Source organism: Cryomorpha ignava (genome assembly GCF_010686655.1).
GTDB lineage: Bacteria > Bacteroidota > Bacteroidia > Flavobacteriales_D > Cryomorphaceae > Cryomorpha > Cryomorpha ignava.
In genome coordinates this window covers 42,071-63,345 of record NZ_JAAGVY010000004.1, presented here as the reverse complement: position 1 = coordinate 63,345, position 21,275 = coordinate 42,071, and the positions used below count along the sequence as shown (strand labels likewise).

Annotated in this window: 16 protein-coding genes; 4 read left to right on the top strand and 12 right to left on the bottom strand. The window is 41.9% G+C overall.

Annotation, left to right across the window (positions count from 1 at the left end; genetic code table 11):
• Window positions 1-163: 163 nt before the first annotated feature.
• The 3 genes from G3O08_RS03830 to G3O08_RS03820 are packed head-to-tail and all read right to left on the bottom strand — an operon-like array spanning window position 164 to window position 2,102.
• Window positions 164-499 (bottom strand): RHS repeat-associated core domain-containing protein, encoded by a 336-nt coding sequence (locus G3O08_RS03830; protein WP_163283358.1) that lies wholly within the window; start codon window positions 497-499, stop codon window positions 164-166.
• Between the two features lie 14 nt (window positions 500-513).
• Window positions 514-969 carry a hypothetical protein gene (locus G3O08_RS03825; RefSeq protein ID WP_163283357.1) on the bottom strand — a complete coding sequence of 152 codons (456 nt, stop codon included), beginning with the start codon at window positions 967-969 and terminating at the stop codon, window positions 514-516.
• Entirely contained in the window at window positions 966-2,102 is a 1,137-nt protein-coding gene (locus G3O08_RS03820) for an RHS repeat-associated core domain-containing protein (RefSeq protein WP_163283356.1), read from the bottom strand. The genes G3O08_RS03825 and G3O08_RS03820 overlap by 4 nt, the downstream gene beginning before the upstream one ends.
• Before the next feature lie 721 nt (window positions 2,103-2,823).
• On the opposite strand from G3O08_RS03820, the gene G3O08_RS03815 reads away from it, so the two are divergent.
• On the top strand, window positions 2,824-6,519 hold the full coding sequence (locus tag G3O08_RS03815) for a T9SS-dependent M36 family metallopeptidase (RefSeq protein ID WP_163283355.1): 3,696 nt from the start codon (window positions 2,824-2,826) through the stop codon (window positions 6,517-6,519).
• Between the two features lie 167 nt (window positions 6,520-6,686).
• On the opposite strand, the gene G3O08_RS03810 is transcribed toward G3O08_RS03815, so the two are convergent.
• The gene (locus G3O08_RS03810; protein ID WP_163283354.1) at window positions 6,687-7,118 is read right to left on the bottom strand and encodes a DUF2147 domain-containing protein; all 432 of its coding nucleotides are present in this window, start codon (window positions 7,116-7,118) and stop codon (window positions 6,687-6,689) included.
• 460 nt (window positions 7,119-7,578) lie between these two features.
• Here G3O08_RS03810 and G3O08_RS03805 point away from each other — a divergent pair, with 460 nt between their 5' ends.
• Entirely contained in the window at window positions 7,579-8,037 is a 459-nt protein-coding gene (locus G3O08_RS03805) for a CBS domain-containing protein (RefSeq protein WP_163283353.1), read from the top strand.
• 506 nt (window positions 8,038-8,543) lie between these two features.
• Here the strand turns inward: G3O08_RS03805 and G3O08_RS03800 are convergent.
• The 4 genes from G3O08_RS03800 to G3O08_RS03785 form a co-directional block, all read right to left on the bottom strand.
• A complete protein-coding gene (locus G3O08_RS03800; RefSeq protein ID WP_163283352.1) occupies window positions 8,544-9,755 on the bottom strand; it encodes an ATP-grasp domain-containing protein in 1,212 nt (403 codons plus the stop codon).
• A 10-nt stretch (window positions 9,756-9,765) separates the two neighbouring features.
• Window positions 9,766-11,160, bottom strand: a complete 1,395-nt coding sequence (locus G3O08_RS03795) for a leucyl aminopeptidase family protein (RefSeq protein ID WP_163283351.1) — start codon at window positions 11,158-11,160, stop codon at window positions 9,766-9,768.
• Window positions 11,161-11,175: 15 nt separating this feature from the next.
• Window positions 11,176-11,952 carry an alpha/beta hydrolase gene (locus G3O08_RS03790; protein WP_163283350.1) on the bottom strand — a complete coding sequence of 259 codons (777 nt, stop codon included), beginning with the start codon at window positions 11,950-11,952 and terminating at the stop codon, window positions 11,176-11,178.
• Between the two features lie 122 nt (window positions 11,953-12,074).
• On the bottom strand, window positions 12,075-12,665 hold the full coding sequence (locus G3O08_RS03785) for a YdeI/OmpD-associated family protein (protein WP_163283349.1): 591 nt from the start codon (window positions 12,663-12,665) through the stop codon (window positions 12,075-12,077).
• 165 nt (window positions 12,666-12,830) lie between these two features.
• On the opposite strand from G3O08_RS03785, the gene G3O08_RS03780 reads away from it, so the two are divergent.
• Window positions 12,831-15,131: a hypothetical protein gene (locus G3O08_RS03780; RefSeq protein ID WP_163283348.1), complete on the top strand. Its 2,301-nt coding sequence runs from the start codon at window positions 12,831-12,833 to the stop codon at window positions 15,129-15,131.
• A gap of 64 nt (window positions 15,132-15,195) precedes the next feature.
• A complete protein-coding gene (locus G3O08_RS03775) occupies window positions 15,196-15,654 on the top strand; it encodes a hypothetical protein (RefSeq protein ID WP_163283347.1) in 459 nt (152 codons plus the stop codon).
• A gap of 896 nt (window positions 15,655-16,550) precedes the next feature.
• Here the strand turns inward: G3O08_RS03775 and G3O08_RS03770 are convergent.
• From G3O08_RS03770 to G3O08_RS03755, 4 genes are all read right to left on the bottom strand, one after another.
• Complete coding sequence (locus G3O08_RS03770) at window positions 16,551-17,063, bottom strand: DUF3347 domain-containing protein (RefSeq protein WP_163283346.1); 513 nt, start codon at window positions 17,061-17,063, stop codon at window positions 16,551-16,553.
• A 108-nt stretch (window positions 17,064-17,171) separates the two neighbouring features.
• Window positions 17,172-19,664, bottom strand: a complete 2,493-nt coding sequence (locus tag G3O08_RS03765) for a heavy metal translocating P-type ATPase (protein WP_163283345.1) — start codon at window positions 19,662-19,664, stop codon at window positions 17,172-17,174.
• Window positions 19,661-20,023 (bottom strand): DUF3703 domain-containing protein, encoded by a 363-nt coding sequence (locus tag G3O08_RS03760; RefSeq protein ID WP_163283344.1) that lies wholly within the window; start codon window positions 20,021-20,023, stop codon window positions 19,661-19,663. The genes G3O08_RS03765 and G3O08_RS03760 overlap by 4 nt, the downstream gene beginning before the upstream one ends.
• Before the next feature lie 29 nt (window positions 20,024-20,052).
• On the bottom strand, window positions 20,053-21,261 hold the full coding sequence (locus G3O08_RS03755; protein ID WP_163283343.1) for an efflux RND transporter periplasmic adaptor subunit: 1,209 nt from the start codon (window positions 21,259-21,261) through the stop codon (window positions 20,053-20,055).
• Window positions 21,262-21,275: the final 14 nt, after the last annotated feature.

Below are 21,275 nucleotides of genomic sequence, written 5' to 3'. Positions count from 1 at the left end.
AAGAATCAACCCTCGATGTTTCCTTGCTGCCTTGCGACTGCACTCAAAACCGAGTTAGAGCGCCCACTAAAATATGGTGTCCGTCCTTATTTGTTTCTTTGATTAGAGGTTTTCTGTATTCATCCGGTTCGACAACAAAAGAAGGATAGTTACTTTTGTATCGTCAAAGGTGAAAAAAATTGTAGTTTGTGGCGATAACTACAGCTTCCCGCCAAGCTTTCCCAACATAGGCTTGGTCAGCGTTACAAAATTCTAATCCCCCACTAAAAACTGTATCAAGAAACCCTCTGCCAATTCCAAGAACAAACTCCCCATCAGGGTCTACATACATCACCGCTTCCCTTGCAGGCTGGCCCGAAGCTAAATCGCTCCCCCGGAGCGATTCTTCACGCTTCGTCCTCCCCATAGCCAAATACGGATTAGCAAACTGCTCTGCCGGGTCTGGCGTGAACCATTTACCTAACTGCGGATCGTAAAACCGCGCGTCAAGATCCAACACTTCCCATCCTGTTGTCACGGCAATTCGATCAGCCAATTATTGTTCTGTAAATCTTGCAAACTATAGGTTTTACGATCTAACACAGCGTAATTTGAAACGATATAATCCCATCCTTTTAAATTGAGAGTATCTAAACTGTAGGAAAAAATTAGGAGGGTATCTGAATCGATTTCTCGTGAAAAAATATTTTCCCAACATCTTCCGTACGAAATTCGACCCGATTCACCGGACGCTAGTGTTTTGTTATTATCGGAATCATCTGCAATAACATCTGAATTATAAATATTGGTATCAGGATAGTGGAAAATAAATTGATGGACAATTCCAAAAGCATGATTGTTTCTCACTTGAAGTCTATCGTCTTGCTTATTGATAAATGACGCAGGGCAACCGTTATCATCTTCTTTACAAGAGTTGGCTGTGAATAAAAGCCAGCCAAATATAAGTACTGCAGTTATATAGGTTCTCATGGTGTATTTTCCTTTTGTTCTTGTCTATACTTTATTGTGTAATAAATCGTTTGAGGAAGAAAACGCCAGCCTGGCAAATAGTCCCACCCCGTAGTCCGTATTCGACCGGCTTTTAAGGCTTGTTGGTTGTTGGCTGAACTGTATGGCGTTGTATCATCAAATCCAAGAATCGGATAGCTCGTAGTATTCCAAGGATTACTGCCATCTTTTTTGCGAAAATATTTCAAGCCACGAATATTAGCATCTTGCTCTACTGGATGATAATCATGAGATCCGTCTATGGATAGTAAACTAGGGATTCCGAATTTCGTAATATAAATCGGGCCTACTTCTTGGCTTTGCAAATAATGTCCATATTCATGTCTTAGTAAATCGTTATCAGTAGATGCCTCTAATTTTGACCCACCTATTATATATGATCCCATGGTGACCGCTTGACCTCCCAGATTCCACACCAAGTTTTTATTATTTCCTGAAACTACCGTCGCACCATCATAATATTCAACACTTTCTACATTTCCCAAGGTATTAGCCAACTGCGCAGAATTGTAGCCTAAAATTGTTTGGGGCAACTCCCAAGTAAAACGACTTAGAATCTGCTTTCCGTCGCCTTGAAATAATCCCCACCAAGTCCGTACCGAATTATTACCAGCAGTGCCTTTCAAGGTTGGGTCGGCTTCACGCCAAGCATCACGCACATAATCTTGGTCTGCATTCCATAGCTCCAAACCTTCACTAAAAACTGCATCAAGAAACCCTCTGCCAATTCCAAGAACAAACTCCCCATCAGGGTCTACACACATCACCGCTTCCCTTGCAGGCTGGCCCGAAGCTAAATCGCTCCCCCGGAGCGATTCTTCACGCTTCGTCCTCCCCATAGCCAAATACGGGTTATGGAACTGCTCGGCCGGGTCTGGCGTAAACCATCTCCCCAATTGCGGATCATAAAACCGAGCATGAAAGTCAAACATTTCCAACCCGGTAGAAACAGCAGGCTCAAACTCTCCGGTTTGTAATTCTTTACTGGTATATTTATTCAAATATTCATCAGAACTGTTGCCCAATCCGGAAATAGAAAGACCATAAGGATAATAATGATTAATCTGTCGGGTTTCACCGCGCAAGTGTGTCACTAATCAGTTTCGTTACTAGCATTTGCAGGGGTGGGTCTGATCACACCTTCAGGGTCATAAATCATTTTTAATTCGCTGTTCTTACAAAGAAAGCTACCCGCAAATGGAATGGATTTAATATCTGGGATGTTAGCCACATTTCAAATATAACACGATTTTTTAATATGAAGTGGTGCTTATTGAATATTGCCTACTGTTTTTTGGTGAAATTAGAAGGGTTTGCTGATTTAATTTTGTGCAGAATAGCATGTTTGATTTTTTGGTATATCTAAAAAAGAACTGCAGCAATACTACTTACGACCTTTGGGAGTGCGTATGCAGAGAAACGTTCGCATGATCAAAGGGAATAAATGCGGTAGAGCGTCCATTTCGAATTGAGTTAGAATTTCATTTACATGAAGGGATTCATACCCTAAAGATTCAAGCTGAGGGTTAGGGTTATTATTGAAGTCATTGCCGAAAGCCACCCGGAAAAAATTAAATTGCTCCGCAAAGCGTCTGAAGATCCGCTATTTCTTGCAGATATAAATGAATTGCAAAGCCTCTGATTAAATCAGCCATTCTACATCCCTTTTTTGCCCATCTCACTCGTCGCGTAAACGTTGGTTTTAACCCCTTAAAAATCCCATTGTACAAAAAATCAAATATTCATTTATTTGAAAAATTCATAACTTACACCCACTTTAGCATCCTAATATTTATTTGAAACCAACAATATAGAATGAAAAAACTTTTACCTGCTCTCGGGGTTGCGCTAATCTGCGCGCTTAGCTTTACAGCCAATGCCCAAAACAATAAGATTTCAGCTATTCAAAAATATTTGATAGAAGAGAATCCTGATCTGAAACAAGCCGATATTCAAAATCTCGAAATTACCAATCAGTTTGAGTCGGGAAAAAATAAGTTGAGCCATGTGTATGCTTCGCAGGCCATCAATGGTATTCGTATTTCCAACTCTTCGCTTTCGGCCACTTTTGATAGTGACGGAAAATTGAGATACGTGGCCTCGCGCTTGTTTCAGGATTTATCTCCTGTAGCATCCAGCCCTTCTATTTCGCTTCAGCAAGCTATTACATCACAGCTAGAAAATGAGATACCCGGTGTAAGTGTATCCATTTCGCCGAAAGGCACACATAAAGCTGACCTATTAATAGAAGGAACCAGTTTTGAACACAATGGAAAGAGTGAGCTGGTTTATTTTATGACTCCCGAAAAGGAATTGAAACTCGCCTGGTCATTTGATTGTGAATTGCCAAACCGAAAGCACTGGTATCACTATTTTGTAGATGCTATAGATGGAAAGCTCCTACAGAAAATTGACTGGCAAACGAGCTGCAAAATTGAGCATATGGCCGGTAGCAGCACTGCGGCTCACAATCACTCATCGCATGTAGAAGCGGCGCTGCCTTTTAGCCCGCTTGATGGCTCGGGCTACCGCGTTTTTGAACTTCCAATAGAAAGCCCAAACCACGGCGAGCGCACGCTTGCTTTTCAACCTGCAGATATACTGGCCTCGCCTTTTGGATGGCATGATATAAACGGTGTTGATGGTGCAGAATACACCATTACACGTGGCAACAATGTGTATGCTTACGAAGATCAAAACGATGCAAATTCGCCCGGTGCTTCGCCCGATGGTGGTGCCGATCTGCTATTTGATTACACTTACGATGACGGTCAACTTCCCGAAAATTATGTAAATGCGGCCACAACAAATCTATTTTACCTAAATAACCGCATTCACGATGTTCTTTTCAATTACGGTTTTGATGAAGCTGCCGGAAACTTTCAGGCTTCAAACTATACCAATGAGGGACTTGGAAATGACTTTGTGAACGCTGAATGTCAGGATGGCGAAGATTTCAACAATGCAAATATGGCTACTCCTCCAGAGGGCACGAATCCGCGTATGCAGATGTACCTCTGGCAGTCTGGCCAAATTCAAGATTTGTTTATGGTAAACGCTCCCGGCGATTTGGCAGGAGACTATACCACAAGTAGCTTCTCATCATTTGGTCCACAGGTACCTGCCGGTGGAATTACAGAAGATATTGCCTTATTTCTTGACGCGGATGGCACAAGTACTGGCTGTACTCCATCAGTAAATGGATTGGAACTTGAAGGAAAAATCGCCATTCTGCGCCGAGGCGGATGCAACTTTGCAGATAAAGTATTAGAAGCACAGGCGGCTGGTGCGGTAGCCTGCATCATTGTAAACAATGCCGGTGGAATTACTAATCCCGGCGGGTTTGAACCGGGTGTTGAAATTCCATCATTTATGATTCTTCAATCAGCCGGCGAAGCCATTATTACTGCGTTGGAAGATAATATTGTTGTGAACGCCACCATATCTGGCGTAGAAGGAGATAATTTTATTGACGGAAGTTTTGACAATGGCGTTGTGGTACACGAATATGTGCACGGGCTTAGCATAAGGCTAACCGGAGGAAGCTCCACTTCAAATTGCCTGGGCAATGAAGAGCAAATGGGAGAGGGCTGGAGCGACTGGTATGCCATAATGCTCACCATGAATTTAGATGCCGACAATCCTGTTTACCGACCAATGGGTACATTTGCCGCCGATCAGGCCGTAGATGGAAACGGCATAAGACCAGTACCTTACGATACTAGCTTTGCAGTAAATGATTACACCTATGCCGATCTGGGCAACAATGAGATTTCGGTTCCACACGGCGTGGGCTTCGTTTGGTCTACCATGCTTTGGGATCTTTCCTGGGCTTTTATGGACGAATATGGGTATGATCCTGATTTGGTGTCGGGCGCAGGTGGAAACAATATTGCCCTTCAACTGATTACAGATGGCTTAAAATTGCAGACATGCTCACCCGGTTTTGTAGATGGACGCGACGCCATTTTAATGGCCGATGAGCTTACAAACGATGGAGCTAATAAGTGCTTAATCTGGAAGGCTTTCGCCAAACGCGGACTTGGATTCAGCGCCGAGCAAGGTTCTTCAGAAAGCCGTACTGATGGTACAGCAGCTTTTGATTTGCCGCCCGCATGTTTTAATATTACATCTGCTCCTACTGCCGCGTTTTCAATTGCCAATGCTGCAACTTGCAACGGTATAGTTCAATTTACCGACGAAAGTCTGGACTTGCCCCAGGCATGGGCATGGGATTTTGGAGATGGAGGCACTTCATCAAATCAAAACCCAACGCATGTATATGACAATGAGGGAGTTTACTCTGTTTCGCTTACCGTTACAAATACCCTTGGCGAAGATGTTTTATTGCAGAGCGATATTGTTAATTTCTCAACTCCACAAGCTCCCACAGCTACCGGGGCCAGTGGTTGTGCAGGCCAGGTGGTTAGCCTTTCGGCGAATGGTGAAGATGGAACGATACTTTGGACAGATGCAGATGGCAACGAAGCAGGGCAGGGCGAGAGCATTGAAGTTACTTTAGGAAACCAATCTCAAACTTATTTTGCACAGGTAGAATTAGATCCGCAAGAGCCCTCTTTTGCAGGTCCTGTAAATGAAAACTTTGGTAGTGGCGGAAATCATGCTACCACTTTCGTGGGAACCGTTCAATTTACAACTTTACAGCCGCTTACTATTAATACGGTATATGTAAATAGCGGAGGAACCGGTACCCGTGTAATCTCGGTTTGGGAAGGAACGGCAGATACCGGTGAGCTGATTGATCAGATATTGGTCGATGTTGACTTTACAGGTCCCGGTACAATTGCACTAGATCTTGAATTGGAAATTCCGGGAAGTTATAGTATCGGATTAAATCAAGCCAATTTGTACCGAAACGATTCGGGTGTAAATTACCCTTATACAACTCCAGGTTTGATATCCATTACCGGATCATCGGCAGGGCCCGATTTCTATTACTATTTCTACCATTTTGAAGTGGAGCCGCTACAGTGCCTTAGCGAAGCCACAGATGTACTGGCCGAAGTTACAGGTGGTGCCTTGATAGAAACCGAGGCAATAGAACTTACAGTAAGCTTTACAGCAAATGGAAGTGCGACTTCATGGGCTTGGGATTTTGGTGATGGAAACACTTCAGATGAACAAAACCCTGTGCATATATACAACGAGCCGGGCGTCTATACCGTTACGCTTATCACAAATGGTGGTTGCGAATCGGTAGAAACCATTGAGTTGATAATTTCAGGTGTGGAAGATTACAATTCGGGTAGTATTTCTATTCATCCAAATCCAGCTTCAGATCTGGTAAATATTAAAAACGATGGAGCTGAAAACCCTGCCCGTGCCACCATTCGAGATATTCAGGGAAGAGTAATTTTGGAAAAAGATTTGGAGTCTGGTTTTGAATGGCAATTCAATACGGCGCAGCTGCCCACAGGTATGTATGCTTTGTGGATATCAGATGCGGCGGGAGTGCCACTTCATCGCCAGAAACTTATGATTGTACATTGATATAATTATTGATGAAAAATCCTCTTTCTTCTTTCTTGCATCTTTCTTGCATCTTCCGATCAAATGGAGCCGGTATGGAGCGCTTAAAATGAGGCATATAGCAGCTTTAATAGGTACTTGAGAAATACATAATGAGCGCTCTGCAGATCAAATTTGCAGAGCGTTTTTTATTTGACCCTATCCCAATATTTCGTTTTCCCTATCCAGCCCATAGGGTCAATGCTTCCGCGAACTTTTAGCTTGTCGTAATTTTCCATTTCAATGGTACAATAATAGGTATCACCACTTTCGGGGTCGTAAATAGTTCCGTCAACCCATTCACCATCATCAAAAACAAAATCTTTTAAGTTTACCAGGTTAAGCACCGGCGTACCCTTTGCATCTTTTATTGGTTTTCCATTTTCATCTTTAGGATCTTTCAACCATACAATTTTTCCGTAGAAAAAATCAGTACCCTGTTTTCGATAAATTTCTATTTCGCCCTTTCCTTCTTGTGTCATCCAGGTGCCGAGTATATCATTGGCATCCTGCGATAGCGCAGTAAGTGAAAGCAAAATACTGGTAGAACAGAAGAGGACGTATTTAAAATTGATTTGCATAAAAAGGATTCATCTACACTTGTTGAAAGCACTAATTTAAGAATGATTTATTGGATACCCTTTAATATAACAGTACAGAGTTGTATCAAGTGTTGATATACAACATGTTTAGTCGTGTTCGCTCCGCAGCGGTATCTACCCTGCGGAAAACATCTATAAACCATAGATTGAACATTTTAAAGCAGCGGTTATCAATATTTACTTGAAATTAATGGCCGGAGGGTAGATACCCAGCGGAGCAGTACGTATTTAAAATTGATTTGCATAAAAAGGATTCATCTACACTTGTTGAAAGCACTAATTTAAGAATGATTTATCAACGAAAATAACTCTACCAAAAAAAAAATAGCGCGATGCGAAACGGTTGATTTAAATCTTTTATCAGATAAATCAAAAATATTCAGTATTTTGAGACATTCAATTTTCGATTTTAGTATTAACCTAGTTCATTTAATCTGTTATGGTAAAAAGCTTCACAGGGGTTAGAAAAGCCCCTCCCAAAAAAGAAATTCAGCAGGTGCAGGTTTGTGATTATATGACCGAAAAGCTGACAACTTTCACCCCCGATCAATGTATAGGGCATGTTGTTGAGGTATTGCTCAAAAAGAATATTTCGGGCGGTCCCGTGCTCGATGCTGCCGGAAATCTTGTTGGAATTATCTCTGAAGGCGATTGCCTGAAGGAAATTGCAAAAGGAAAATACAGCAACGTGCCCAACAATCCGGGAATTGTTGCCCATCACATGGTGCGTGATGTTATTACAATTGCGCCCGATGTAAATATTCTTGAAGCCGCTCAGCGATTTTTAGAATTAAAAGTAAGACGGTTTCCGGTCATCAAAAACGGGCAGCTGATTGGTCAAATTAGCCAGCGGGACGTGCTTAGAGCTATCAATAATTTGGAACATGAAACCTGGTAATTCACCTAATCGAACCAGAAAAGCCGATTTGAAATTTATCCAATAAAAAAATCACCACTCAAAAAAGTGAATGGTGATTTTTTTATTTTATTCAATCTGTTATTTCACAAGTTAATTAACTGCAAACAACTGATTACAATCTAGTCGTATTTGCTTTTCGACTTTTCTTTTGCTTTTTTATCAGCTCTTTTTTCCATTAGAGATTTTGCGGCTACCTTCTTTTGATTGGGTTTCTGCGCGTTGTTTTCTTTTGCCATTTGATTAATTTTTTAGCTGTTTTTGTTTCAATTTGTTTTAAAAAACGTTTTTTAAAACTGATTCAAATATAGCTTTCGCTTATTCGAAATTTCTTTAAATATACGATTTTTATTTTGATCACTATTGTATGAAATATTGCTTCTAAAATATTTCACTTGTCAGATATACAAGTGTTTAAGTAAGCCCTGGTATTTCGCTTGATCCGAAAGTTACAACATTAATCAACCTCAGAAATGATTTGGCAGAATTTACGGCGATGTATCCGGCACAGGCGCACTGGCGTGAAAATTTTCCTGAATACGCTTGGTATAGTCTTCCAATAATTCCAGCACCCGATCTGACTTTTTAGCTTTTATAATCAAGCCAATATGCCATTTTTTTTTCTGTCTCCATACCAATTCTTTTTCGGTAAAAGAGGTGGTGTCAGGCGATTCAAAGCGGCTAAGCGACACAACAATTCCCGCGTGTTCTTTGGTGTCGACCGGAGATTTGTACTCTTCTCTTCGAGCCACTGCCGATTCCAGCTTCGCCCATTCAGCCCAGAGGTTTACGCCGCTTGCAGCTTCTACCATTTCGGCGAGATTTGCGCCACCTACACGCGATGATGTTTCCAGAAAGAGGTAATCTCCCGTTTCATTGCACTTTATAAACTCGGTATGCGAAGCGCTGTATTGCATTCCGAATGCTTTTAGCACTTTTTTATTGAGAGCGGTTAGGGCTTTCGCCGATTCATCAGTAAATTTGAGGGTATGCGATCTAAAAATACCTCCGCCATGCGCTACATCGTAAGGAGTATCAATGTATCCGCTTATGCGCGAAAAAACCACTTTACCATCTGCCGTAAGGGCATCGGCATGAAATACCTGGCCGGGTGTGTACTTTTCGAGAAGATATTTATGTCGGTCGTCGCCCATTTCGTCCAGAACTTCCCAAAGAAGGGTAGCGCTTTCAATTTTTTTAATTCCCACTGCCGATGCTTCAGAGCGTGGTTTAATCATCCAGGGTGGAGAATTGTCGCGGGTATAGCGCTCAATGTCAGCGTCGTGAAAGAGAGGGGTAAAGGCTGGAACCGAAATTCCTTCCAGGCGCGCTTTTACGCGCATAGCCAGCTTATCTCTAAAGTAGCGACTCGTGGTGTTGCCCATTCCGGGAATGCGAAATTGCTCCCGAAGGGCAGCAACTTTCTCAACATCAAAATCATCTAAAGCTACAAACCGGTCGAAACGGATAGAGCGCATTTGATACGCCACCGAATCTATCAGGACATCCATATTCCATTGTCCGGCCTTGGCTTCTTCCATATAGAACACATCGTCAATGTACTCCCATGGCCAATCTTCGTTGCGAAGTTTGTACGATGTAACCAGATAAACATTATTGCCTGCTTCCTTGCAGGCTTTTAGAAACGCACCACCTTTATAATAGGATGAAATGCACAAAAAGGTAAGTTCGTTTTTCATATAGCCCGTTTTATTCTTTGCTAAGATCCGTATTTTCAGCTAATCTATGCATAAATTCACTTAAAAGTTGAACGCCGTATCCTGTAGCCGATTTTGTTTTGAAAAAAGGGCTGTCTTTAAACGACATTCCGGGCATATCTATATGCGCCCAGGCGGTGTGCTTATTGGTGAAAACCTGAAGAAATTTTGCGGCAGCGATTGATCCGGCAACGGGTTTTAGTGAAAGATTACTCACATCTGCCACATCGCTGTGCAGATAAGAATCATAATCAGCCCAGAGGGGCATCCGCCACAACTTTTCGCCCGAAGTTAAGCCACTTTCGTAAAGAGCTGCAACAAGTTTTTCATTGTCGCTGTAAAGCGCAGCAGCTTCCATTCCAAGCGCGCGAACTGAGCTGCCGGTAAGGGTGGCCATATCAATAATTACAGCAGGTTTTAAGTTTTTTACAGTCCACGCCAGCCCGTCAGAAAGTACGAGTCGTCCTTCTGCATCGGTGTCAATTATTTCGATTGTTTTTCCAGAATATGATTCGATAACATCACCGGGCAAAACACTTTTCGCATCAACTGAATTTTCGGCAGATGGAACTACCGTCGCAATATTTAGCGGAAGCTTAAGCCTGGCAGCGAGTTCAATAGCGCCCAGCATAGCAGCTGCTCCGGCCATATCGCTTTTCATATAATGCATATTGGCTGAGCCTTTTATAGAAATACCTCCGGTATCGAAAGTGATGCCTTTGCCCACAAAGGCGAGATCAAACTCTTTTGAGTCTGCTCGCCCAACGTATTTGCTAATGATAAAAACGGGCGGGTTCTGGCTGCCTTTTCCTACGGCGTGCAGCGCGTGAAGCCTGGCTTTTATAATATGGTCGTCATTCCACACCTCGCAGTCGTAGCCATATTTTTTGGCAGATTCGCGGGCAAAATCTCCCAGATCTTCCGGGGTTTTTTTATTCGGAGGCAAATCAACCATTTTCATAGCCCACATTTGTGTTTCCGCTTCGGCTTGAGCCTGTTTTACAGTATTATCAATCTCAGGAATGGATTTTACATAAAGCTTTAATTTCTCCGCCGGTTTATTGTTTTGAGCATTTGGATTGTAGGAGCTCATTAAAATTCCGCGCAACGCTGCCCGCAACTTGCTGCCTTGCAGAGGGATGTCAAGGCAGGGAGTTTTCCCCCAAAACTTTTTTGTCTTTACAGATAAAAGTCTGAAGTGGTGTGCTATTTCGTTCAGATTCCACTCTGGCGATATACAAAAGTGAATATCATTGTCAGTAATAATCCACTCACCGGCATCTAGCTTTTGAGCGATTTCACTGGCTTTTTCAGTCGAATTTTTGAAAAATGGTTTAATACAAAATGTTGATTCTATCTTGTTAGAGTAAATCTCGATTTTCATCATTGGGGAAGAGGGGGTTTATTTATTGAAGTAGAGCCAATAAACGGCTTTAGGAAACTCATGCCGCCAGTAAAACTCACTATGTGTTCCATAAGGATTTAACTCTACGCGGAGGTCTATATTATGATATTCCGGATTGCCTCTAAGCAGCCGGTTTTTAAACCGCAGTACATTGGGCAAATGGTTTGCACTTTCTTTTCCGCCTGAGTATATATACATGTGCATAGGCAGGTTAGGGCTGAAATTTTCGGCTTGCTGAAACATTTTTGGTGCAATCCACAAACTCGGAGAAAAGATAAGCAATTTGCTGAAAACCTGCTGTTGGTTCAGGCCTGCAAAAAGACTGATAAGACCGCCCATTGAGCTTCCGCCAATACCGGTGTTTTCGCGATCGGGAATTGTTCTAAAGGTCTTATTGACATATGGAATGAGCGTTTCATGCAAAAATTTCAGATATAATACCCCTTCACCTTTTCCGAATTTTGGATTAAAGTAAGGCAGGTATTCTGTAATGCGATCTTCGCCACCATGATCTATTGTAATTACAATGATTTCAGAATGGCCCGCCTCGGCCAAAGTGGCTAATTCCTTGTCTATCGCCCAGTTTCCAAAAGGTGCATTTTCATTAAATAAGTTCTGACCATCATTGAGATAGAGAACGGGATAAGACTTGTTTGATTCATGATAATTGTACGGCAAAAGAGCAGAAATACGTCTGTTACGACCCAATTGAGGAATCTGATAAGCTTCTTCAATAATTGTTATAATAGGGGCAAAGCCGGAGATCACTTCCACAAATTTATTTTTGAAACCGCTAAGGTAATGGAATAGATGGCTAGGTGCAATGGTTTATTTAACTGACTTTTGAGACCAAATAGCCCATTTATCAACAATAGCAACCTTCAAGATTTGGATGCTTATTTGCGGTACTTTTCGTGTAATCCTTTGCTGGTGAGAATAATGGGTTTACACTTTTCTAGCCTCGTATTGCGTGTTGACTCTTGCTTGGCGCTTCCTATAAATTCTGCGTACTCCTTTTGTTTGCCCGGACTAAGCGCAAAAAATTCCGATTTTAATTCTTTATCGGTATCCAAAGCCTCCTTTAGCTCAACCGGCATACTTATCTTTTTTGACTCCGGTTTTATTTCTTTGCCCTCTTTTTGATTCTGAATGGCTTCAAGAACATAGCGATATACCAGGTCGGCATCAATCTCATCTGCGGAAGCAAAACGCCATTGCCGCAACCCGCGCGTCTTTTCTTCATTTGCATTTATGAGCACATTTTTTTCGTCTTTTAGAAATACGCCGTTGTGAAACCATAGCGCAACATGATGCTTGAATGCACCCATTGCAAGTATTTTTTTTCCATGAGCCATGTAGGTTGGAATTCCCCATTTTATCGCCTCAGTAAGCTCTGTTCGAAGTAATATTGCACGCAGCTTTTCGAGCTCATTTCTCCAGTTCTCATTTTTCGTAAGGTAAGCTTCTACAGTTTTTTCTTTTTCCATTTCATTATGTTTTTGTCTGTATGAACTTTGTGAAAATACTATTCAGAATTACCACTTTATTGGAAACGAGAATAAAAATACTACAAAGAAAATTCCCATCTGCATAATTTGCACGCTAATTGCTATCAATAAGCCATGAAGCTATCCCTTGAAAAACATATAAGTATGAAATTCTTATTCACAGTTCTCTGCCTTTTTGTTTCAACAATAATTATGAAGGCTCAAACCGACAAGATAACCGATATAGAATGGCCTCGTGAAGTGTCTACTAATGAGGGAATCCTTACGTATTACCAACCCCAAATAGATTCTTATACCGGCAATATACTTGAAGGAAGATGCGCCATAAGCCTAAAACCCGAAAAAGGGGAAATGCTGTTTGGTGCATTTTGGTTTCGGTCTTTTTTGCAAACCGACAAGGAAGCCAGAACGGCTGTGCTAGACCAAATAGACATTATGGATTTGCAATTTCCGGGGCTTACCGATAGCACAGAAATAGCTAATAAGAGCGCCAAGATTGCATCGACCTTAGAGAAAATGGATATCGTAATCTCGCTAGATAGATTAATTGCTTCGCTTGATGATGCTGAGAGAACTCAAAATCTGGCAGATAATATTGACAATACACCGCCAATTATTTATTTCCGAACCGAGCCTACCATTCTTATCACTGTTGATGGTGATCCTATATGGAAGGAACTTAAAGATCAAAACTTACAATATGTAGAAAACTCACCCTTTTTTATTGCGGAAGATTTACAGACTAAAAGTTACTACATAAACGGTGGCGGAAAATGGTATACCACCAAAACGCCTCCCGATAATTGGGTGGTGACCGGCAATGTAGCTTCCAACATAAAGGAATTTGCAAAAGCTAATGCTCCCGAAAATGAGAATACAGAAACAGCAAAAAATGAGGCTGATATAACCCCTAAACTGCTTGTGGTTTATAAGCCATCAGAATTAATCGCAACCTCTGGAGAGCCTGATTACAAGCCAATACAAGGCACCAAGCTTCTCTATGTTGCGAATACCGAAAATGATATTATCATGGATATCAATACCCAAATGCATTATGTTTTGCTGGCCGGCAGGTGGTATAAATCAAAAACACTTGCAGATGGGAGTTGGGTGTTTGAAGATCCCAGAAATCTCCCGGCTGACTTTCAAAATATTCCAGCTGAAAGCCAAATGGCAAGCGTGCGCGTAAGCGTGCCAAATACCGATGAAGCCAAAGATGCTTTGCTTGAGCAAACTATTCCGCAAACCGCTGAAGTGGTGCGAAGCGAGGCTAAGCTGGAAGTGAATTTCGACGGTGATCCGAAATTTAAACAGATATCAAATACCGACGTTTCGTATTCGGTAAATTCTGATAAACAGGTAATGAAAATAAATCAGAAATTTTACTGTGTTGACAACGGTATCTGGTTTATATCAAATTACCCTGCCGGCCCGTGGGAAGTTAGCGATCACCGACCCGATGAGGTTGATCAGATTCCTCCGTCAGCTCCGGTTTACAATACTAAATATGTGTATGTCTATAATTCTACTCCCGAAGTAGTGTATGTGGGATATCTTCCCGGCTACACTTATTCTTATGTTTACGGTGGAGTAGTAGTTTATGGTACGGGCTATAACTATCCATACTGGTATGGTTCAGTTTACTATCCGCGTCCTGTAACATACGGCTATAATGTGCACTACAATCCATACACCGGTTGGGGCTTTGGCATGGGTTATTCGTATGGATGGATAGGATGGGGTTATCACCCTTATTACCGTCCTTATTGGGGTCCATGCGGATACAGAGCCGGTTACCGCAATGGTTATTACAACGGGTATCATCACGGATATCACAGTAGCATTAACAACGGAGTTGGGAATGGATATCGCGCCGGTTCGCAAAATGCCTACCGCAATCAGCAGAGTGGTGTGCGAAATACAAGTACCAGAGATCAGGTAGCTCGAAACAAAGACGTTTCTCGACCTTCAAACCGTCCGAATAATATATATGCCGACAAAAAAGGGAATGTGTATGAGCGCAGTAAGCAAGGCGATTGGAAAGAGCGTACAAATGTCGGTACACGCGACGCTCCTAAAAGTAAGGAAGCCGCAAAAACAAAGCGTGATGACATAAATCAGGGAACCCGACAACCGGGGAATAACACAATAAAAGAGACAAGACCGCAAACTAAGCCCGATAGGCGTCCGCAAACACGTGAGCAAAGGAAACCTCCAACAAAACCACAAACGCGTCCTCAGACCAGAAAGAAGGCTATTCCGCAAACTCAACCAAAACCGCGACCAACCGAAAGGCAGCCTTCGCCACCTAATTTGAATAATTCATACCAAAATCGTGAACGCGGTCAACAAAACTATGACCGTAGCCGTTCTTACAGTGCGCCCAAGACACGTAAAACGACGCCTGCCAAAGAAAATAAAGAAACCGGTAGAAAAAGAAGGTGATTTTATATAGAAATTAATGTATTATTGCTACTTAAAATAATTTAGAAGACACATTAAACGCACAATGGAAAAGTTTACGGTAATCACTCCCGGACAGGGGATTGGTAAATTGCATTTTGGATTAAAAAAGGATCAGGTTGAAAAGCTTCTTGGTGAGCCCGATGAGATAGAACCCGCTGAAGACCAAGATCATCTGGAGTATTGGCATTATGACACTCTCGGTATGTCTTTGGTATTTGACGCAATAGAAAAAATGCGGCTTACCACAATTGTTTCTGCAAACGATGAAACAGTGCTTTACGGCGAAAAGATAATTGATATGAGTCGGGACCGGCTTATTGAGCTTTTGCGCAAAAAAGGCCACAAGAATTTAACTTTCACCGAAGATTTCGATGATGGTTCGCGACTGGAGACAGTTGAATCTGATGAAATTGAAATGCTGATCTGGCTGCGCGAAGGTCATGTTACAGAAGTTCAGTTTGGCCCTTTCTTCATAGATGAAGATACAGTAAACTGGCCGTAATCTTTAGATATTTAAAAACCCTGCTACTTCAAAATTGGTAAATCCAATTTTTTGGAGTGGCAGGGTATTTTTTTTTGGCTACTTACTTTAGCACCGATAGAAATGGTTGACAACTTAGCGCATCGGTCTCACAACCATAGGGCGTAATAAACTCCCACGCGCGCCCTTGCCCTTCCATACGGACTCATAAAATCGAAAGGGTACTGCCGCACAAGTTATTCATGGGAGCAATATTATTCATTAATATGCTATTCTTTAACATTTCTGAAATTAAGCTTTTTCTGGAACGATAATGCGGTGTGTTGAGCGAAGTCGAAATGTGTGCGGCGGAAACTCCCCTCTAGGTCTCATCTCATTACATATCGTCAGGTGAAATTCCCTTTTCACATTTATATCATACAATTGACTAAATACCAACAGCTTCCCGCGCCCGTGCATTCCTCTACATACCTTTAGATTTGTCTCACCCTTTTAATCTTAGAATACGCACTCCCTTCGGTCGTCGGCGAAAAGCCTCGTCGGATGCGGGAAGGCTTTGATGAACAGCGATTTATAAGGTCTGAACACCAAAAGACAATTTTCGAGTACGATGTGTATAGAGATTCGTTTAGGGGCTGGGGGTGCGAAAGGCATTGATGTAGAGATTTTTGTGTTGCCTTAGAAATGGATTTATTGAGATAGCGATTCGAACAATATCATATTTCTTTGCTCCTAAATTATACCATGTAAGTTAGATCTCAATAGGTGTGTAAAGAGATTAGATTAGGGGCTGGGCGCGCGCGAGGGTATTGACAGATAATAAGTTGAAGTATATTTTATGATTCTCTTTTATCGAAGAAAAACCTGCGTGTTTTATCGATATACTTCGTCGAGCTTCTTAAAAAGAAGAAATTCTATTAAAGCTCCTCCTTCACAACTCCGCAATGCAACATTTTGTCTCCAAAATAAGGGTTCATTATTTTTTTCTCGCTGCTCAACCAATAAGCACCTTTGTTTTGAAAGGCCATAGGGCAATATTGGCGATATAGCTTTACACCCATATCTTCAGTTTGAGCGAAAACGTATAATTCGTCAGATAAAGTTTCAAAATATTCTCTTTGAACATTCACGTCGCTTGATGCAGCAATTTTCTCCGCCGCTCCGATAATTATTTCAATACTTTCACCGTCCGCATCTTTTAGAGTGGCAATAAATTCAGTAGCCGAATTTTGAGCCTTTTTTGCATCGGTATCTACCAGATCATCTTTTAACTGGAGATATGCCGCAATTATTGGATTGGCCTGCTCGCCTAAAACTGGTGATGCTTCTTCACTTTCGGTTTGCTCTTTGGAGTTAGCGCTGCACGAAGTGAGAAAAAATGTGCATAACAGAATTGCAATTGCCATATTAAATATTTTTGAGTTTTTCATTTTGAATAATTTTGAATGGTGAAACTAAAGTCATTGCTCATAACGCTAAAGGTAATCATTCGCCTTGTGACGGCAATGGAGAACAGAGCTTGTAAAATCTGATATTAATCAGGACTTGTAGGCCAAAAGCCGCAACGCATTGAAAACCACTACCAAGGTAGAGCCTTCGTGCATGAGCACCGCCGGGCCAATAGATGCTACACCGAGAATTGTAAGCGGAATTAATAAGGCAACCATCCCAAGGCTTATCCATAAGTTTTGTTTAATAATTCGGCTCGCCATTCGGCTTAAGCCAATTGCAAATGGAAGCGTTTCAAGCTTATCGGCCATCAGCGCAATATCGGCAGTTTCAAGAACTACATCGCTACCCGCCGCGCCCATGGCTATTCCCACAGTGCTATTGGCCATTGCAGGCGCGTCGTTTACACCATCACCCACCATAGCCATTTTAGATTCTTTGAGCATCAAATCCTTAACAGCTTTTACTTTATCTTCGGGCAGGAGACCACCCCAGGCATCTGTCAATCCTATCTCTTTTGCAACATTGTCTGCCACTTGCTGGTTGTCGCCGGTGAGCATGATCATTCGCCTGATACCTAATTCTTTGAGTTTCTTCAAGGTCTCCTTCGCCTCTGGCCGCGGTTTGTCCATCATGCCAATGATGCCAATATATGTTTTCCCTTTGCGAATTAGCATGGTTGTATTTCCTTCGGCCTCAAGTTCCTGAACGGCGCTTAACGTTGCCTTACCAGGCTTTTGATCGTCGAGAGTATCAAATAATTCCAGATTTCCGATAAAGATTTTTTCGCCTTCCAAATCAGCTTTAATTCCTTTGCCCAATACAGCTTCCAGATGATCTGCACCGGGTATTTCCACATCACCGAGTCGCTCTTTTCCATCTCTAACTAAGGCTTTTGCCAATGGATGATCGCTAAGTTCTTCCACAGCCACCGCAATTTTTAGAAGTTCTGTTTCAGAAATCCCACCGAGAGGAACTATTCGCGTAAGCTTGGGTTTTCCTTCCGTTAGTGTACCCGTTTTGTCAAAAGCTATTGCGGTGAGCGTACCCAGATTTTCGAGCGGGCGACCGCCTTTTATCAGCACGCCTCCACGCGCAGCTCTCGCCACGCCACTAAGCACCGCGCTGGGGGTAGAAATGGCCAAAGCACAGGGACTCGCAGCCACCAACACGGCCATAGCCCGATAGAAGCTTTCGCTAAAACTTTCGTCAATAACCAGAAAAGCAAAAATGAGCAACACAACAAGACTTAGTACAATCGGAACGAAGTATTTTTCGAATTTATCTGTAAAGCGTTGTGTAGGAGATTTTTGAGTCTGGGCTTCGTTTACCAAATTTATTAAGCGCGAGAGGGTAGAGTCTTTGGTTTCTTTGCTCACTTTTACTTCAATGGTACTATTCCCGTTTATGGTGCCTGAAAACACGCGACTTTCTTCCGGGATGTCCAGATCTGTTTCAAAAATCATATCCGGATTTTCAACGGGTTTTTTATCTACCGGAATGCTCTCGCCGGTAATGGGTGCTTGATTAACCGAGCTTTGACCCATCACTATAAATCCGTCGGCAGAGATTTTACTATTGGGCCGCACCAGAATAACATCGCCAACCAAGAGATTCTCAATTCCGACTTCACCAACCTCGCCATTCTTTTTAAGCAAGGCTATTTTTGGCGTCAAATCGGCCAGAGCCGCAATAGATTTTCGCGCCTTTCCCATGGCGTAATGTTCAAGTGCGTGGCCTAAGCTGAATAAAAAGAGGAGCAAAGCGCCCTCTGCCCAAACGCCGAGAATTGCAGCGCCAATAGCTGCTACCAGCATTAAAAAATCAATCTCAAAACCACCTTTTGATACAGTCGCAATTGCTTCCCTGGCAGTGTAATAACCTCCAAAGGCATAAGCAACTACGTACATAATCAGGCTAAGGTAAGCAGGAACTTCATCAACAAACGAAAGCGCAAATCCAATTCCCAATAAGCTTCCGCAAATAAGAGAAAAAATAAGCTCTGAATTCTTGCCAAAAAGACCGCCATGACTGTGGTCATGGTCTTTTTCCTGATGGTCTGGCGCTACGGAATCACCTTTGTGCATCCCTAAGTTTTTTTCTGTTTCTCCAATAGATTCCGAAGTATTTGCTTCGCGATTAATTATTTCTAAATCATTTTTTTCAAGAACTTCATCGATTGTGCGATGGTCAATTTTTGAATTTTCGAACTCTATACGTAAAAAGCCTGACCCCGAAACCGAAGCTTCAAGAACACCATCGAGACTCAACAAACTCTTCTCGATTATTCTCGCATGTCTGGCATGCCTTATTCCTTGCGCTTCAAGAAGGCTGTGCCCATATTTTTCGGTTAGTTCAGCACCAATTCTGCGAGCCAGCGATTCTATTTTTGTGATTGAAATTTTATCTGAATTGTAATGAAAACAGAGCTGCGGCAAGTCATTTTCTGATTTTTTAGATACATGTACTTTATCAACGCCGTCTTGGTATTCAAGCTTTTTTATCAATTCGCTTACGCACTGATCTTTCTCATCAGGCACAGTGGGAAGCAAAACAGGTATTTCAATCTTATGCTTTTTCATCTGTGGTTCAGAATATTCTGCAAATCGGCAGGAATTTCCATCGGGCGCAGTGGAGGAACATTCGCTCCGCCAGTATTTCCAACAGGAATAACTCCTACAAACGATTTCACTCCGCCCACGAGTAGTCTCGGAATTTGACCGAGAATTTCTTTTCTGCTCTTAATAGCAAAACCAAATTTGAGCATAAGCCAATGCACGTGCGTATGGGCGAAGGGATAGGCCTGTCCGATAATATGCGCCCGCTCTAGATGGTGCCAGGCTATTGCCAAATTTTTCTGAGCAAATAATACTTTAGAGCTATTCAGCTCGGTCTGATAAGGCGCTCTGAGTACTTTTGGTAATCTGGTATTTAGCTTCACCTGTAGATGTTTAATTGTATAACATAAAATTAGTGAACGTGTTCAGCTTCACCCTTTTTCATTTCAGAATAAAGATAATAGGCATTGTTCCAAGCAAAATTAGTACCCTGCGGCAATGGATTCATAAATTTAATCTCTTTCCAGCCATCGTCGCTTTTACCCACGACGACTTCTATCGGTGCAAAATGCCATTCGCCATCATCGTTATGCCGACTTGCAGTAAATACAAAAAACGTCTCACCTTCGCGAACAACTGCATCATCCGGCAGTGCTGTGGTTTTAGTTTCATCGGTATAAATTCGTCCGCGCACATACATTCCCAGAAGCAAATTGCCCTTCTGACCGTCAATCTCCGCATGAATATGAACAGCTTTTGGATTCTCTTCAAATGCTTTTCCAATCGAATAAATTTCTGCACGAAGCTCTTTGTCAGGCGCAGATTCTATTTTAAATCGTATTTCCTGACCTTCTTTTATTTTATTAATGTCTTTTTCAAAGACCATAAAATCGGCGTGAATATGATCGATGTTTACGAGTTCAAAAAGCTCTGTTTCAGGCTGAACATATTGTCCGGTTTTTACATTTACCAATCGTACATTTCCATCAATAGGGCTTATTACAGAAACTTCTTCGTAAATATCGCCTTTTTGTAGTCTTGACGGATTCATACCCATTTGTTTAAGTTGTGCTTCCAGTCCGCTCACCATTCCTTTTGTAGAAAGATATTGTGCTTTTATTTTTTGAAATTCCTTTCCGGAACCTACATTTTCTTCAAATAAGCGCGATTGTCTTTCATAATCCTGCTGCAGATAATCCAGTTCGTGAAATTTAGAGATGTAATCGGTTTGAAGCACAATTAAATTAGGATGGCTAATAGTAGCAAGGGTTTGCCCTTTTTTTACTTTGTCGCCTTCAATTACTTTTATCGAATTGATATTGGCACCAATTATGGTTGTTACCGATGCTTCATTTTGTGGAGGCACTTCCAGCTCACCATTGGTTTCTACATAATCGCTCATTTTCCGCAAAGGCAAAGAATCTACCCGCATTTTCATGATGTCAAATTGGGCTTGAGTGAGATGCACTTCGTTGGAATGGGCTTCTTCACCTGCTTCGGCGTTTTGATCTTCAGCATGGTCATGATCATTGAGATTATCGTGATCAGCGTGGTCATCGCAGCTTATTGCAATAAGTGCAAATAGCAGTGCGAAAACTGAATATATGAATGTCTTTTTCATCTTTTCTAAATATT